The organism is Pseudoalteromonas sp. NZS100 (assembly GCF_015864815.1).
Classification (GTDB): domain Bacteria; phylum Pseudomonadota; class Gammaproteobacteria; order Enterobacterales; family Alteromonadaceae; genus Pseudoalteromonas; species Pseudoalteromonas distincta.
In genome coordinates this window covers 18,643-35,917 of the sequence record NZ_JADYWM010000006.1, presented here as the reverse complement: position 1 = coordinate 35,917, position 17,275 = coordinate 18,643, and the positions used below count along the sequence as shown (strand labels likewise).

Below are 17,275 nucleotides of genomic sequence, written 5' to 3'. Positions count from 1 at the left end.
AGGGCTTTTTTATAGCTACTTTATCAAACTTAACAAAGCTTTAAACTGTAAACGTGGACAATAATATGAAACCAATAAAACACGTCGTAATCGCAGGCGGGGGAACGGCAGGGTGGATAACAGCCGCCTTGCTTAATAAAGTGTTAGGTAAAGTAATTAAAATAACCCTTATTGAGTCAAGTACTATTGGCACTATAGGTGTGGGTGAAGCAACAATTCCGCCTATTATTCAGCTTAACAATGCACTGGGTATTAACGAGCAAGATTTTATAAACGCTACTAATGCATCTATAAAACTAGGAATTGAGTTCGAAAATTGGAAAACCACCTCTCATAGCTACATGCATGCTTTTGGCTCATTTGGGAAAGACTTCCCCTTTTGCGATTTTTACAATTTTTGGGTAAAAGGGCATATTAGCGGTGCAGAAGAAAGCTTATGGGACTTTTCTCTTAACTACCAAGCGGCTAAACAACATAAATTTGCACCCTTAAATACCCTACCTAATACACAATTGCCTGGCTTGAGTTATGCGTATCACTTTGACGCAACGTTATATGCTGAGTTTTTAAAAAACCTCGCAACATCACGCGGTGTTGAGCATATTGATGCCAAAATAGAGCAGGTTGAACAATGCCCTCTATCAGGGAATATAAAATCATTAACCCTTGGTAACACACAGCAGATAAACGGCGACCTTTTTATAGACGCGACAGGCCAGCGCGCCTTACTCATAGAGCAAACCCTTAACACAGGTTTTGTCGATTGGTCTCATTATTTACCGTGTGATAGCGCCGTGGCGGTGCAGTCTCAAGGTACTAGCGAGCTAAAACCTTATACGCGTTCAATTGCACACAGCGCAGGCTGGCAGTGGCAAATACCGCTGCAAAGCCGAATAGGTAATGGCTTGGTGTACTGTAGCCGTTACTTATCTGACGATGCAGCAACGCAGTTATTATTAAAAAACTTACCCGCTGAGCCCATTACGGCGCCACGTGTTATAAAATTTAAAACAGGACGGCGCTTAAAGCAGTGGCATAAAAATGTGGTGTCGGTTGGTCTTGCTAGTGGCTTTTTAGAGCCGTTAGAGTCAACTAGTATCCACTTAATACAAAGTGCAGTAACCCGTTTAATAAAGCTGTTTCCACATCATGGCATAAGCGAAACTTTAGTTACTGAATTTAATAAGCAAAGCGTGATAGAAATAGAGCACATACGCGATTTTATTATTTTGCATTACAAACTGACGGAGCGAGAAGATTCTGCTTTTTGGCGACAATGCAAGCAAATGGACATTCCTCACTCATTGGCCCACAAGCTCAAATTATTTAAGGAAACTGGCAAAGTAGTGCGCGAAAACGACGAATTATTTGCCGAAGTTGCCTGGCAACAGGTGTTTATTGGCCAAGGACTTATCCCCGAAGATTACAACAGCATTGTTGACTCACTCAGTAGTGAACAACTAAACGATTTATTCTCAACACTAAAAACGCTTATTACCTCAACGGTAGATCAATTACCCACTCATAAAGATTTTTTAGCAAAAATTAAAAAGGCCTGATGATGCGATTTTTAAACACACTTTTACTTGTAAGTGCTTGTACTTTACCAACCATTAGCTACGCACTTAACGTTGAGCCTGCTAATTGGTGGGTTGGCATGAACAAAAACACCATAACCATCATGGTGCATGAGCAAAATATTGCAAACGAGCAAATTAAATTAGCTAAATACAATGGTGTTAAGTTAAATAAAGTAACCCGTACAGATAACCCAAATTATGTATTTTTAAATATTACTATTACTGATACCGCTAAAGCAGGAACGCTTGAGTTTAACAGCAGCGAAGCGAGTCAAAATTTTGAGTTTTCACTACTTGAACGGGGTAAAAACAGCGCAAAGCGCCAAGGGTTTACATCATCCGATACTCTTTATTTAATTAACCCCGATCGCTTTGCTAATGGTGATAAACAAAACGATAGCGTTCCTAGCATGTTAGAAGCCGCTGATCCTAGTACTAAGGGTGGGCGCCACGGTGGTGATATACAAGGTGTTATAAACGCACTTCCATATTTAAACGATTTAGGCGTAACACAGCTTTGGCTTACCCCAGTGCTTGAAAACAATATGCCTAATTATTCTTACCATGGTTATGCAATTACAGACTTTTATAAAGTTGACCCACGTATGGGCTCAAACCAGTTATATAAAACGCTCTCGGTAAAAGCAAAAGAGCAGGGTATAGGTCTAGTAATGGATATGGTTCTTAACCATTTTGGCTCTGAACATACTTGGGTTAAAGATAAGCCAACTAAAGATTGGATTAACTTTAATGGTGAGTTTAAAAAAGGTAAAAACGCCACAAGCCATGCACGCCAAACTATACAAGACCCACACGCCAGTGAATACGATAAGCGCCAGTTTAACGATGGTTGGTTTGTAGAAACCATGCCTGATTTAAATCAGCGCCAACCACTGTTAAGCGAGTATTTAATTCAAAATGCTATTTGGTGGATAGAATACGCTGATTTAAGCGGAATTCGAGTTGATACCTACTCATATTCAGATAAAGCATTTTTGAGTGATTGGACAAAAGCCATAATGCAGGAGTACCCAAACTTTAATATTGTTGGAGAAGAGTGGACGTCAAACCCTGCTATTGCCTCTTACTGGCAACGTGGCAAGCATAACCAAGATGGTTATACATCAAGCTTACCAAGCGTGATGGACTTTTCTTTGCAAGAGTCGGTAATTCAAGCGCTAAATGAAGAAGAAAGCTGGAACACGGGCTGGGTTAAAGTCTATGAGTCGTTAGCTAATGACTTTTTATACCCTGATACTAATAACATTATGGTATTTGCAGATAATCATGATATGAGCCGTGTTTACACTGAGCTTGGCCAAGACGTAGCCAAAACTAAAATGGCGATGACCTTGTTTTTAACCACGCGTGGTATAGCCCAAATATATTACGGTACGGAAGTGCTATTAGATAACACCCCAAGTAAAGACCATGGCGATATTAGAATAGACTTCCCAGGTGGATTTAAAGGCCAAACTCGGAACGCCTTTACGGGCGAGGGGCTAACAAAACAGCAAAAAGACATGCACAAAACAATTAGTACCTTGCTTAATTTTAGAAAAAGCAGCTCAGCACTTGATAAAGGAAAACTTGTGCACTTTACGCCTCAACAAGGCGTGTATAGTTACGCGCGTATTAGCGACGAGCAAACTGTGTTGGTATTTATGAATAAAAACACAAAAGGGCTAACTAAGAATATTGAGTATATGCAGGAAGTAATACCAAAAAATACCAAAGCACTTAACTTATTCACCCACAAAACACAGGTGTTGGGTAATACAGTTGCTTTACCGGCAATGAGTGCAACGGTATTAATTATAAATACCTCTCAATAGTTTACCTGAATACGTATGCAGCAACTGTATGGTTGCTGCAGTAATCTTTAGTATAAAGTTAATAACAATACTGACAAAAAAGACACACAATGAAAAAATCAGTTTATGTACCCGCAGTACTTTGTAGTGCACTTATTGCTACAGGGTGTTCAGAAAATAACAAACCTGAACAACAGCAACCACCTGCACACACGCAAAATGAGCTTACCAAGCCGGTTGTATATCAAGTATTTACCCGTTTGTTTGGTAATACCGAAACAGCCAATGTGCCATGGGGCACTAAAGATCAAAATGGTGTAGGTAAATTTGCCGACTTTAACGATGCAGCCCTAAAAGGCATTAAAGAGCTAGGTATCACGCACGTTTGGTATACCGGTGTGTTACACCATGCGTTAGTAGGCGATTATACCGACTACGGCATTTCGCAAGATGACCCCGATGTAGTAAAGGGCCGTGCAGGTTCACCGTACGCAATTAAGGATTACTACGATGTTAACCCCGACTTAGCCGTTAATGTGACGAACCGCATGGGAGAGTTTAGCCAGCTTATTGAACGTACACATAACCACGGTATGAAAGTCATTATTGATATAGTGCCTAACCATGTTGCGCGAAATTATCAATCATTAGGAAAGCCTAAAGGGGTTGAAGATTTTGGCGCGCAAGACGACACCAGTAAAACGTACGATAAAAACAATAACTTTTACTACGTACCAGGGCAGTCTTTTCAGGTGCCAACATCGCCAGAGTATAAAGCATTAGGGGGTAATGAAAGCCCACTAGCTGATGGCTTTTTTGATGAAACACCCGCTAAATGGACAGGTAATGGTGCCCGTGCAGCAAAACCCGACATAAACGATTGGTACGAAACAGTAAAAGTAAATTATGGCGTAAAGCCAGATGGTAGCTACGATTTTGCTCAGCTGCCAAACGACTATAAAGACAAGGATTACCGTGCTCACTACGAGTTTTGGCAAGGTAAAGAGCTCCCTAACAGCTGGTACAAATTTAGAGACATAGCGCTATTTTGGTTAGATAAAGGCGTTGATGGCTTTAGGTACGACATGGCCGAAATGGTGCCTGTAGAATTTTGGAGTTTTTTAAATTCGTCGATAAAAATGCAAAAAAGCGACGCCTTTTTATTAGCCGAAGTGTATAACCCGTTAATGTACCGTGCGTATATTCACCAAGGTAAAATGGACTACCTTTACGATAAAGTGGGCTTTTACGACACATTAAAAGCCATTATGCAGGGTAAGCAAGCTGCTAATGCTATTTTTGCTGCCCAAAGCCAAGTTACTGATATTGAAGCACACATGCTGCACTTTTTAGAAAATCATGATGAACAACGTATCGCAAGCCCCGACTTTGCAGGTAATGCTGCTTGGGGTAAACCGGCCATGGTGGTTTCAAACTTAATGAGCCGCGCACCCACGTTATTATATTTTGGCCAAGATGTGGGAGAAGATGGTTCAGAAAACGCAGGTTTTGGAACACCTACTCGCACCAGTATTTTTGACTACATTGGCGTGCCAGCGCACCAAGCATGGATGAATAATGGCAAGTTTGACGGTGCTAATTTAACACAAGAGCAAGTAGCACTTCGTGATTACTACAAAGCGGTTATGTCACTTAATAGTTTACCTGCTGTAGTAGGCGGAGAAATGACTGAGCTTAGCGTTACAGGAAGTGAGCGAGTTGTAGGTTTTACGCGCAAACTTGGCCAACAAACGCTGTACGTATTAAGCAACTTTAGTGAACAACCTCAAACAATTACGGTTAATTTATCAAAAGAGCAATTAGCGGTACTTAGCGAGCACACTCAATTACATGACTTACTTGAGCAGCACAGCACCGAGATCACATCAGGGTCTCAAGGCGCAAGCTTCACACTCACACTTGATGCATTTAGCAGCGCAGTATTAACAAATAAGGCTAGCAATGAATAATCAAAATAATAATACCGATAAGCCAAATTTAAGTTTTTGGCAAATATGGAACATGTGCTTTGGCTTTTTAGGCATACAGTTTGGTTTTGCCCTGCAAAACGGTAACGTGAGCCGAATATTTCAAACATTAGGCGCACAAGTTGATGATATTCCCATTCTATGGGTTGCAGCCCCGCTTACTGGCTTAATCGTACAGCCTATTATTGGTTACTGGAGCGATAAAACGTGGGGGCGCTTTGGTCGTCGTCGCCCGTTCTTTTTTATAGGCGCAGTATTAACAACGCTTTCACTATTTATTATGCCGCATTCACCAACGCTTTGGATTGCCGCTGGTATGTTATGGATTATGGATGCGTCAATCAACGTAACCATGGAACCTTTCAGAGCACTTGTTGGCGATAACTTGCCAGAAAAACAACGCGCTACAGGTTACGGGTTACAAAGCTTTTTTATTGGTATTGGTGCGGTACTAGCCTCAGCATTACCATGGATGATGACCAACTGGTTTGATGTAAGTAATACTGCAGCGCCTGGGCAAATTCCAGAGTCTGTTAAATACTCATTTTATTGGGGTGGGGTGGTGCTACTTGTTGCTGTGCTTTGGACCGTTACACGTACAAAAGAGTACAGCCCAGAGCAATTAGCTGAGTTTGAAAAGCAAAGCGCTCAACCAACTACCAGCAAGCTGGTTGATATTAATTTTAATAAAGGCGCCATTATTTTTGTGGTGTTAGGTTTAGCAACCCTTGCATTAGTAATGGGCTTATCCCTTGAAAAAGAGTTATACCTACTTGCTGGTGGTTTATTAGCGTTTGGTATTGTGCAGTGGATTGCAGCAGCGCTTAAAAATGCTAACAAAACTCAAGGTGGTTTTTACCAAGTAGTACAAGATGTATTTACAATGCCAGAAGCCATGAAGCAGCTTGCATGGGTGCAGTTTTTTAGCTGGTTTACTTTATTTGCCATGTGGATTTATACCACCGCAGCAGTAACAAGCTTTCATTATGGTAGTAGCGATGCAACCTCTAAAGCATTTAACGATGGTGCAGACTGGGTGGGTATTTTATTTGCCGCCTACAATGGCTTTGCAGCTATTGCCGCTATGTGTATTCCGTTTTTAGTTAAAAAAATGGGGTTAAAAGGCGCGCATTGTTTTAATTTATTGCTGGGCGCGTTAGGTCTTGCAAGCTTTATGTTTATTCAAGACCCTAAAATGTTACTTATTCCTATGATTGGGGTGGGGTTTGCGTGGGCGTCTATTTTATCGCTGCCTTACGCCATGCTAAGTAACGCACTGCCAAGTAATAAAATGGGCGTTTACATGGGTATTTTTAATTTTTTTATAGTTATACCTCAGTTACTTGCCGCCAGCATTTTAGGGCTCATTTTACGCCACGTATTTTCTAATCAGCCTATTTACGCATTGTTAATTGGTGCAGCCTCGTTCGTTGTCGCTGCCGTTGCGGTAATGCGCGTTAAAAATTCACATTAAGGACACACAATGAAAAAATATAACCTTATAACCGCCTCACTTTTAACGTTAGGTTTAACGGCTTGCGGCGCTCAAAACACAAACACAACTAACGAAAGTACCACAGCACAGGTTACATCAGCACCAGGCGCCCCAGGCGCAGAGCCTTTTTGGGCTTATGCGGGTAAAACCGGTATTGGTACATCGTACGAGCAATACCAAAACGGCCAATACAGTGATTCAGCTGCAACGGGCGATGTATCTAAGGTGTGGTTTTCAATTGCTAAAGGTATGATCACCGAAACCATGTTTGGGCTTATTCACCAAGCTCAAATAAAAGACATGCAATTTATAGTAACAGGTAAAGACTTTACCGTTAGTGAAGCTGATGATTTAGATGTCACCATTGATTACTTACATAAAGATGCACAAGGTCGCCCACTTTCTCTGGCTTATAAAGTAATTAGCACTGATAAACAAGGGCGCTTTAGCCTAGAAAAACACATTTTTACTGACCCAGATGGGCAAACATTATTTGTACGCAGTGTATTTAACACTGAGCTTGAAGGGCTAAAAGCATATGTGTCTGTTAATCCGTATATTAATAATAACGGGCTAGGTGACTTTGCTAAAACAACAGAGCAAGGGCTTGTCGCATGGGAAGACGATAACTATTTATCACTTCAATCCTCATCACCATTTAAAGCAAAAACGGTAGGGTTTACAGGTGAAAGCGATGGTATTAACACACTTAAAACTACGCAATCTATAAATACACAATACACAAATACCGGCGATACAGCAGGTAATGTAAGCATGCTTGCAGAGCTTGGCGAGATAAGTGCAAATACTACCTTTGATTTAGCCCTTAGCTTTGGCAAAACGCAGCAGCAAAGTATAAAGCAAGGCGAAAAAAGCTTAGCAAAAGGCTATAAAGCGGTGCTTGATCACTATAACGGTAAGGGTGAAGCGCTAGGCTGGCAAGATTACCTACAAAGTCTCAAACTGCTCAATAAAATGATTGAACAAACAGCCGATAACGGTAAGCTTTTATACACAAGCGCCATGGTTCTAAAAGCACAAGAAGATAAAACACACGCAGGGGCATTAATTGCTTCTTTATCTAACCCATGGGGCGAAACGGTTTCAGCCAAAGAAGGTTCTACGGGTTATAAAGCGGTATGGGTGCGCGATTTTTATCAAGTAGCCATGGCATTTATGGCGCTTGGCGATACTGCCACAGCAAAAACAGCGTTCGAATACCTTGAAAAAGTGCAAGTAAACAGCAAAACACCAGGTAATAAAGGCGATACCGGCTGGTTTTTACAAAAAACACACGTCGATGGTGAATTAGAATGGGTAGGCGTACAGCTTGATCAAACTGCTATGCCTATTATGCTGGCATGGAAGTTACATAAAGCCAATGTACTTAGCGATGAAGAGCTAAAAAGCTGGTACGGCAAAATGTTAAAACCAGCGGCCGATTTTTTAGTCGAGGGGGGACTTGCTAAAATTTTGTGGAACGACACACAAATTACACCACCGGCAACACAACAAGAGCGCTGGGAAGAGCAAAGTGGTTATTCGCCTTCTACAACTGCAGCAATAGTGGCAGGCCTTATTACCGCAAGCGATATCGCAACGCTTAGCGGTGATGATAAAAACGCGCAGCGCTACCTTGCCACGGCTAAAAAATACAGCAGCGATATTGAATCGCAAATGTTTACTACCGAAGGTAATTTAAAAGGCGAGAATAGCGATGGCGAATACTTTATTCGTATAGGCCAAGATACCGATGCAAACTCAAACACTAAAATTAACGCTAATAATGGCCGCGAAGGGTTTAATAAAAAGCAAATTTTAGATGGCGGCTTTTTAGAGTTAGTACGCTATGGCGTACGCGGTGCAAATGATGAAAGCATCGTTAAAACACTACCTGAGTACGATGACGAAACGCTTGAAGATAACCTACAAGTAAAATACAGCTTTAGCTTTGACGATGGCAGCGGCACTTTTGCAGGCTACCGCCGCTATGGTAATGATGGCTACGGTGAAGATGAAGTTAAAGGCACAAACTATGCTGAGGGTGGTAGTAATACACCAGGCCAACGTGGCCGTGTATGGCCATTTTTCACCGGTGAGCGCGGGCATTACGAAATCGCAGCAGCTAATGCAAACAACGCTCTGGATGATGCTAAACAGGCGCAAATTAAAAACAGCTATGTAAAAGGCTTAGAGCAATTTGCTAATAACGGCCTTATGTTACCAGAGCAAGTATGGGATGGTGTAGGGATTAACAAAGCAGGTTATGAGCTAGGCGAGGGAACTAATTCAGCAACACCATTGGCATGGACTCATGCCGAGTATATTAAATTAGTCCGTTCATTGAGCGACAAACAAGTTTGGGATTATTACCCTGTGGTAGCCGAGTCGCTTAAAGACTAATATAAAGCATGTTGCAGTTATTAAAAAAAGGCTTCTAAATAAATTTAGAAGCCTTTTTACTATTCAGTAATTCTGTATTTAAACTAATATGAATAAGCAGTAATACTTAATTATTTGTTGGTAATAACAAGATAACGAAATTTTTATCTTGTTATCAGTACGATTTTCATACCTCAAAATAGATCACCTAATTAGGCGATTTGGTATAAAGGGTGCTCTTCATATGAAATGAATGCCACCCTTTTATTACATTATTTGAGGCCACATTTATTATCAAACCAAGATAACAACTCTGTATAAAACTCTTTTTTATGATCGTAGAAAAGCGTATCAGAAAAGTGATCAGCATCTTCTAGCTCAATATATTTAAAGTCTTTTTTGTACTTTTCAAGCTCAGATACAAAGTCTCTACTGTGTTTTACTGGAACACGACTGTCGATATCGCCATGTACAACCAGTATAGGAATATTTACTTTATTTACTTGCTCTACAGGAGAGACACCAGAAATAGTAGGGCGTTGTAAGATACTTAAAAAGCGATTTTCGTTAAGAGTTGCATTGATACGGCTCAAATCACTTACACCCGCACCGGCAACAACACATTTATATATGTTGTTTTCACGCATAGATGCAGCAAATGCAGCATAACCACCATAACTCCAACCAAATAAAGCAAGCTTATCTTTTGTTGCTAAACCTTTATCTATTAAATATTGTGCGGCGTCGTCTAAATCATCTTGTTTTTTCAAGCCCCAGTTATTATCACCGGCTATCCAATGCTCCAAACCGTAACCTGTAGAACCTCGGTAGTTTGGTTGAATAACTACGTAACCATGATAGGCTAGTAACTGTGCCCAGTCATCAAATACAACAGAGTCACGAACCCAAGGACCACCGTGAGGGAGCACTATTGCGGGGTAAGGACCTTTAGTTGCAGGAATAGTTACGTATGCTTTTATTTTACGTCCATCTCTTGCTTTATAAGAGATATATTTAACGGTTCCTAATTTACTTTTATCAATAAACGGAAGGCGATCACCAATCTTAGTTAACTTCTGTTTATTAGTAACAATGTAATAGCTGCCAGGGTTATCGTCAGCAGATACTCTCACTACTAATACATTATCGTTATCAGAGCTACTGATGATTTGTACAAATTTACCTTTAAATAAAGACGCAACAGATTCGTTAAGTGCTTGTAGGTTAGGATCTGTGAAATAAAACTTAGGTTGCTTAGTTGTATAGCGAAAGCCTTGTAAGGTGCCGTCGGTATCAAGTATTACACCATCGGTATCTACAGACTTAAGACCAAATTGACGTTCAGAATACTGACCTGTTTTAATATTATAAATATAAATGCCAGTCGTATTTTCGCCTAAGTTGGCATTAACATAAACTTCGTTAGGGTTACCTTTCGCAAACCCTAAAATCTCAAAGTTTTCACGCTTTTTAGGACTAACTTGCTTAATTACTTTCCAATCATCATTACCTTTATCTCGGGCATAATAATCGATTGCGTTATCAGACTTATTCCAACCTTGGGCTATTCTTATTTCACCGTCGTAATCAGAAACGAATGAGCCTGATACTTTTTCATTTCCGCGCATTACAGTAACGCTTCGTCCAGTATTAATATTAAAGCGCACTACATCTGGAATGTAGTTATTATTAATATCAACCTCTACTAATACTTCATCTTTTTTGTCAGGAAGTATATTTATTATATTAAATTGAACATTTCGTTTTTTCTTAAATGGTAATAGCCAGTCGCCTTTACCATCTGCATCGGTTATTGCAAACTTATTAACCCAGTATTTGCGACTTCCATCTTCTAATATTTGCCTAAACATAACGCCAAGTTTTTCATCGTTTAACCATACGATTGAAGATATCAGCATTTTATCAGCGCCTAATCTTACAGGCTCTGCATCTAGGTTATTTGGATCTCTTATCTCAATTATATAGTCACCATTTTTAGTAGTCGCTCTTAAAATAGCAAGCTTCTTACCATCAGGTGATGCTACAACACTGCGTATAGCAGATGACATTGAGAAAGCATCAATACTGCTTACTTGTGCCGCATCTTCAGTTTCGCTATTAGCAAAAGAAGATAGGCCTAGTAGGGTTAATCCTACTAATATTCTTTTTTTAAATTTCATTTTTATTCCCTCAAAAAAAATGGCCTAAAATTTTAGGCCATCTGGATTGAATATTTACTCAGCCAATTCTAATTAAAAAGAAGCTGTAAAACTGATGTATGGGCTACGACCTGAAGTGTCATAACCAACACCTAGAGGGATATTAGTGTTTGAAAAAGAACCACTTGGATCTACTTTAGGAGGAGCTTCATTAAACACGTTACGAACACCAAAGTTCACTTTATAAGCATCGTTAGACCAAGTCATACCGATGTTATGTACAAAGTAGTCATCGGTGAAGCCAACTGGGCGACATTTAAGTGCTTCACCGTTAGCGTCAGTTAAACCACGACAACCTGCAGTGCCTTCTTCAAATTCTCCTAAATCATCCTCATCTTCACGACCTTTACCGATGAAACGCGTTTCCCAGTTAAATCTAAAATCAGAGTATTTAAGTTGTAAGCGAGCGGTACCACGCCATTCTGGAGAATCTGGTTCGCCCATATTGTCATCAATAGTACCAAGCACGTCAAAAACTTGCTCTGTCATGCGAGTAGCTTGAAGATCTAGTGTAATACCTAGGTTTTCTTCTGCGATTACTGTATCTGTTTCAAAGTAGATATTGTAATCAAAACCTTTAGATGAGATTAAACCAATATTGATAAAGCTAGCATCAACTAAATCAATTTGACCATTTTCATCACGCCCGATACGGCTACAGAAAGCATCATTACCATCAGCAGAATAACACTGACCAATACTGTAACCAGCGCTTGGTTCTGCAATACTATTCGTTACTTCAATATCAAAACGAGTTAATGACATTGTTAAATCAAATGCATCAGTGAACGGTTGTTCAAAGATAAAACCATATGTTTTAGCTACTGATGTTTCAGCACTAAGCTCAGTTGTACCGCCAGTTTCAATCTCAGCGCTGTAAGCAGCAGTGTATGAGTCAGTTCCATTTTGACCTAAACCAAGAGTAGTTGGATCAATACCTGATGCTTGACAAGCGTTTAGTACAGCTGTATCACGTGTTTCTTCAGCTGCATTATATGTAGCTGCTGAACCTGGGTTCAATGGGTCGATATTACGAGCATCTTCCGGAACAACACATGGATCGGCAACTGTATTAAAACCAGACGTACCGTTTAAGAAACGCTCGCGTAGGTTAGGTGCTCTGTACGAAGTACCTTTTGTTGCACGTAGAGTAAACCACTCAACAGGACGGTAAATTGTTTTAAGACTATAAGTTGATTCTGCATCGTAGAAAGATTCTTCAGAAACACGGCCAGAAGCTGTAAATGTAAGTTCTTCAGCGCCTTTAACACCTTTAAGTAAAGGGAATTCAACTTCTGTGAATATTTCCTTTAAGTTACGTGAGCCATCAGCGCCTTGGTCAGCAAAATAGCCCCATAGTAAGCCTTGAGATGCAGCAGCATTTGGATTTGATTCAATTTCATCACGACGATATTCAACCCCAACGATACCTGCAACAGTTTCGTTGTTCCATGGTAATGCGAAGAAATCACCACCCATGAATGCATTGAAAACAAACTGGTTTACTTTAGTTTCGATATCGCGGTCGATAAATAAGTAAGCAGCTTCTTCAGGTGAAAGCGTACCGCCACCTTCTTGATAAATACTATCTGCAAATAAATTAACAGGAACACATCCATCAGAACCGGTACCACAGGTAACAGTACCATCATCATTAAGAACAGCGGTTTCTAATGAGTTAATTAAGCGCTCTTCATCAATACCAACACGGTGGTCAGTACCTTTTGATGCGCTGTACGATACAGACGCGTCGTAGTACCAATTGTCTAAACCGATGTTTTCAAACATACCAAGATTACCAGTAACACCAGTAACTAAACGATATTGTGAAACTTCAACCTCAGTTTGATCACGGTCACCACGAATATTGATGATTGGCTGAACGGCTTCTGGTCCACCAGGGCCCACACCTAACACGCCAAAACAGTCAATACCGTTTGTTCCACAAGGGTTATATGGGTTTGATGCCGCTACTTGTTGGAATATCTGTGCACCTGGGCTAAAAATTGGTGATTTACGACTAGCGTATAAACCTTCGTAGTAGAAAGTTGTATCGTTATCATCTTGGAAGTTATATTCACCATTAAGCATTAGTGAAATACGTTCATTTTTACTTCTGTAATCACCACTTTTGTAATAATCAGATTGTTGGAAAGCGTATAGAGGGTCTTGGAAATCAACGTCACGGAAACCATCGCCGTTACCATCTACAAATACACCATCATTGATACCATCGCCATCAAAATCGCCCGCTACCCATGAAGGTAAAAACCCTTCAAGACTTGATGGTACAGTTGATTCACTGAAGTTTGGAATACCAGTGTTTGTAAAGTCAGGTGTATAATAAACACTACCAAAGAAAGATGGTACGCTAATACGGTTTGTTAGAGGGAAAATGTCACATGAATCTTCACCGCTTGCTACAGGACCATAGCCACTGTTTCGGGTTACGATACTGCCATCTTCAGCTTCCCAAATACGCTCTTCACACCCTTTAACAAAAGGGTTGCCAGCTAAAGATTGAGATTTCTGTTCTGAATATTCAACACCAACGGTGATAAAACCATTATCCATGGTTTTGCCCCACATACCCGAAAGTACAGTTTCTTCACCGCCTTCACCTTTAGGTTGACGGTAAGATGCATCAAAAATAAAGCCTTCAACATCTTTTTTTAATATTACGTTAGCTACACCCGCTACCGCATCAGAACCATAAACGGTTGATGCGCCATCAAATAAATTCTCTACACGCTCAATCATTACACCTGGTATTAAGTTCAAATCAGGTGAAGTTGGCGCACCACCTACACCTGCGGGAGCCATTCTTCGACCGTTGATAAGTACAAGAGTACGCTCAGCACCTAAACCACGAAATCCGATTGTTGCAGCGCCTGGACCGTTATCTAGTACAAAACCACCAAATGTATTATCTATTTGAGCACCAGCCGCTTGGCTAGTTGACTGGAGCATTGAACCTGCATCAAATAAACCCATTTCACGAGATAAGTCACCGTTGATAATTTGAATTGGCGATGCATTTGAAAATTCAGCTTTTCTTATACGCGAACCTGTAACAACAATTCGCTCTGGCGCTTCTTCTTCTAGTTCAACGTCTGAGTTTAAGTCATTTTCCTGGGCTAGCGCGTTAGGCGCTAAGGCTACAGATCCTAGCAATAAAGAATATCTTATTGCATTTGATAGTGCTTTAGTTTTAAACATATGTAAATCCCTGAGATATTATTGTTATTTAGGCTATAAATCATAAATTAAACAAAGTGAAATATAGCATCACAATAAATTTACATTGTTGAAACTAAATAGTAAATGCGGTTAATGGTGAGTAACTATGCAAAAGGTGCTGAAACAGCCTTTTTTGGGTCTTAAAAGTGATTTTTTTCGCTAAATATTTTTTAATTAACTGTTTTTAAATGTTTTTTTTGTTTGTAAACGAATGTGAATGGACGTAATCGGCATATACATGGAAAGAGAAGGCTCAGCTTGACTTTCTAGGAATGAGAATAGGAGGCAACAGGGTGCTTTGTACTTCTTCACCACGTATCAGTTTTAATAGGTTCTCTACTAACATTTGCCCAGCAATAGTGGTGTTTTGCTCTATTGTAGTTAAGGGGGGATTTACATAACTAGCAATGGCTATGTTATCAAAGCCGACTACCGCAACATCTTTTGGCACGTTAATATTTGCTTCTTTAAGTGCACGTATAGCCCCAATAGCAATTAAGTCACTTGCAGCAAATAAGGCGTTAAATTTAATATTATTAGCAATTAGTGAGCGTGTTGCGTGATAGCCAGATTCTTCAGTAGAGATAGCATTAGCCATTTTACGTTCATTTATTTTAACGTTGTTAGCCAATAGCTCATCTTTAAAACCCTGAAAACGACTAAAAAATTCGGGGCTGTGATCAGAGGCATCACCAATAAAAGCGCAATCAGTTCTACTATGCGCAATAAAGTGCTCAGCGGCGAGCTTACCGCCACCGTAGTTATCACAACAAACAGTTAAATCGGGACGGTTATCTACCGTTGCACCCCAGCAAACAAACTTAGTGTTTTGTTCAAGTAAGGTGTTGAATTTTGGTTGGTAATCAATGTAATCGCCATACCCGAGTAAAATAATGCCATCAGCTCTGTGGCTGTCTTCGTAGTCTGCTTGCCAATCAGCACTGGCCGATTGAAATGAAACTAATAAATCGTAACCTTCTTTAGCGCAAGCACGGGTAATACTGCCAAGCATGGCTAAAAAGAAAGGATTTATTTGGGACTCGTCAGAAGTGGGATCTTCAAACAACAATAATGCAAGCGTACTACTTTGTTGAGTGCGAAGGTTACTCGCATTTTTATCAACTTTATAATTAAGCTTTTTGGCTATATCGAAAACACGCTTGCGTGTTTCTTCATTAACAAGGTGGCTGTTACGTAAAGCGCGAGATACAGTCGATTGAGATACCCCTGCATAGTGGGCAATATCAAATGAGGTAGCTTTACCTTTCATTGTTACAACTTAATTAAATTGATAAATAATTGTGTCATTTTCGTTTATTGATGAATAATTTCAAGCTTTTTGTGAATTAACGTATATTTTTATTGATAAATTCCTGACACCGGTGTCATAATGTCAGTGTTTTATCATTTTGTTGTCAAAACGTATTCGCTGTCTATATCTTTATAGGCAGCATTTTTTACTGTGATAGCTACTTTGAGGTGATAGCTCAAAGTATAAATAACAATGGTACACCATTGTAAAATAATAAGCATGAGTCGCTTAACAAAAGAGATAATACTATGAGCCCAAACGCTTCTGCCCAATTTGATCCCATCTTAGTTGCTGATGTCGGCGGCACTAATGCCCGCTTTGCTTTAATAACTGCTTTTAATGAACAGACTAACCAATTTATAATAGAGCACATTAATATTTTTCCTAGTGCCAATTTTGGTTCTCTTGAAAGTGCGCTCGAGCAATATTTACAAACAGTCCCACATATTGCACCCAAACGCGCATGTTTAGCCGTTGCAGGGCCAATAAAAGCTGGGCAAGTGCATTTAACCAATTTAGGTTGGCATTTTAGCGTCAGTGAATTTAAAACTCATTTTGATTTACAACAACTTGAAGTCATTAATGATTTTGCTGCCTTTGCTTACGCTGCACCTTACTTAGATCCTAAACAAAATGTCATTGTTAAATCAGGTCAAGCTGATGATAACGCAAACATTGGTGTTATAGGTCCAGGTACTGGTTTTGGTGCCGCGTGCTTAGTTAGAACGTCCCAATCTACCGCAGTGCTAAGTTCAGAAGGGGGGCATATATCACTTGCACCTGTTAATGAACTCGATACTTTATTATTGAATGAATTAAGAAAAGATCATCCCCATGTTTCTATCGAAACAGTTTTCTCAGGTCCTGGCATAACGCATTTATACAAAGCAATGTCTGCGGTTAAGGGTGTAACAGCTAAAAATTTAGATGCCGCACAAATTAGCAGCCTTGCAAATAGTGGTGAATGTGATGTGTGTGATGCAACCTTAAACCAGTTTTGTGATTGGATTGGCAGTGTTGCCGGTGATTTAGCGGTTGTTTATGGCGCCTTAGGCGGATTATTTATTGGCGGTGGAATACTACCTCGTATGCAAGCGAGACTTCTTGAGAGTCGTTTTGTTGAACGATTTTCGCAAAAGGGTATTATGTCGCAGTACGCAGGACAAATCCCTGTAACACTCGTAACACAAGACAACATACCGCTAATTGGCGCTGCTGCGTGTTTACACAATAGCTAATAGGGCT

General features: G+C 40.1%; 9 protein-coding genes. 6 read left to right on the top strand and 3 right to left on the bottom strand.

Annotated elements, in window-relative coordinates:
* Positions 1 to 65: 65 nt before the first annotated feature.
* The 5 genes from I6E69_RS07910 to I6E69_RS07890 all read left to right on the top strand — a co-directional run bounded on the left by I6E69_RS07910 (position 66) and on the right by I6E69_RS07890 (position 9,280).
* Positions 66 to 1,559, top strand: coding sequence for a tryptophan halogenase family protein (locus I6E69_RS07910; protein WP_197120996.1), 1,494 nt, complete (start codon positions 66 to 68; stop codon positions 1,557 to 1,559).
* Complete coding sequence (locus I6E69_RS07905) at positions 1,559 to 3,415, top strand: glycoside hydrolase family 13 protein (protein ID WP_197120995.1); 1,857 nt, start codon at positions 1,559 to 1,561, stop codon at positions 3,413 to 3,415. Before I6E69_RS07910 ends, I6E69_RS07905 begins: the two co-directional genes overlap by 1 nt.
* Before the next feature lie 89 nt (positions 3,416 to 3,504).
* On the top strand, positions 3,505 to 5,364 hold the full coding sequence (locus tag I6E69_RS07900; RefSeq protein WP_197120994.1) for an alpha-amylase family glycosyl hydrolase: 1,860 nt from the start codon (positions 3,505 to 3,507) through the stop codon (positions 5,362 to 5,364).
* The gene (locus I6E69_RS07895; RefSeq protein WP_039489899.1) at positions 5,357 to 6,856 is read left to right on the top strand and encodes an MFS transporter; all 1,500 of its coding nucleotides are present in this window, start codon (positions 5,357 to 5,359) and stop codon (positions 6,854 to 6,856) included. Before I6E69_RS07900 ends, I6E69_RS07895 begins: the two co-directional genes overlap by 8 nt.
* A 9-nt stretch (positions 6,857 to 6,865) precedes the next feature.
* Positions 6,866 to 9,280: a glycoside hydrolase family 15 protein gene (locus tag I6E69_RS07890; protein WP_197120993.1), complete on the top strand. Its 2,415-nt coding sequence runs from the start codon at positions 6,866 to 6,868 to the stop codon at positions 9,278 to 9,280.
* A gap of 251 nt (positions 9,281 to 9,531) precedes the next feature.
* On the opposite strand, the gene I6E69_RS07885 is transcribed toward I6E69_RS07890, so the two are convergent.
* The 3 genes from I6E69_RS07885 to I6E69_RS07875 all read right to left on the bottom strand — a co-directional run bounded on the left by I6E69_RS07885 (position 9,532) and on the right by I6E69_RS07875 (position 15,988).
* The gene (locus I6E69_RS07885) at positions 9,532 to 11,439 is read right to left on the bottom strand and encodes a S9 family peptidase (protein ID WP_149602792.1); all 1,908 of its coding nucleotides are present in this window, start codon (positions 11,437 to 11,439) and stop codon (positions 9,532 to 9,534) included.
* Between the two features lie 72 nt (positions 11,440 to 11,511).
* Complete coding sequence (locus I6E69_RS07880; protein ID WP_024596124.1) at positions 11,512 to 14,697, bottom strand: TonB-dependent receptor; 3,186 nt, start codon at positions 14,695 to 14,697, stop codon at positions 11,512 to 11,514.
* 274 nt (positions 14,698 to 14,971) lie between these two features.
* Positions 14,972 to 15,988: a LacI family DNA-binding transcriptional regulator gene (locus I6E69_RS07875; RefSeq protein WP_024596123.1), complete on the bottom strand. Its 1,017-nt coding sequence runs from the start codon at positions 15,986 to 15,988 to the stop codon at positions 14,972 to 14,974.
* Positions 15,989 to 16,278: 290 nt separating this feature from the next.
* Between I6E69_RS07875 and glk the strand changes: the two genes are divergently transcribed.
* The gene (gene glk / locus I6E69_RS07870) at positions 16,279 to 17,268 is read left to right on the top strand and encodes a glucokinase (protein ID WP_149602791.1); all 990 of its coding nucleotides are present in this window, start codon (positions 16,279 to 16,281) and stop codon (positions 17,266 to 17,268) included.
* Positions 17,269 to 17,275: the final 7 nt, after the last annotated feature.

Coding starts and splice junctions, on each gene's coding strand:
- I6E69_RS07910 (WP_197120996.1), top strand. CDS start 66: ATGAAACCAATAAAACACGTCGTAATCGCAGGCGGGGGAACGGCAGGG.
- I6E69_RS07905 (WP_197120995.1), top strand. CDS start 1,559: ATGATGCGATTTTTAAACACACTTTTACTTGTAAGTGCTTGTACTTTA.
- I6E69_RS07900 (WP_197120994.1), top strand. CDS start 3,505: ATGAAAAAATCAGTTTATGTACCCGCAGTACTTTGTAGTGCACTTATT.
- I6E69_RS07895 (WP_039489899.1), top strand. CDS start 5,357: ATGAATAATCAAAATAATAATACCGATAAGCCAAATTTAAGTTTTTGG.
- I6E69_RS07890 (WP_197120993.1), top strand. CDS start 6,866: ATGAAAAAATATAACCTTATAACCGCCTCACTTTTAACGTTAGGTTTA.
- I6E69_RS07885 (WP_149602792.1), bottom strand. CDS start 11,439: ATGAAATTTAAAAAAAGAATATTAGTAGGATTAACCCTACTAGGCCTA.
- I6E69_RS07880 (WP_024596124.1), bottom strand. CDS start 14,697: ATGTTTAAAACTAAAGCACTATCAAATGCAATAAGATATTCTTTATTG.
- I6E69_RS07875 (WP_024596123.1), bottom strand. CDS start 15,988: ATGAAAGGTAAAGCTACCTCATTTGATATTGCCCACTATGCAGGGGTA.
- glk (WP_149602791.1), top strand. CDS start 16,279: ATGAGCCCAAACGCTTCTGCCCAATTTGATCCCATCTTAGTTGCTGAT.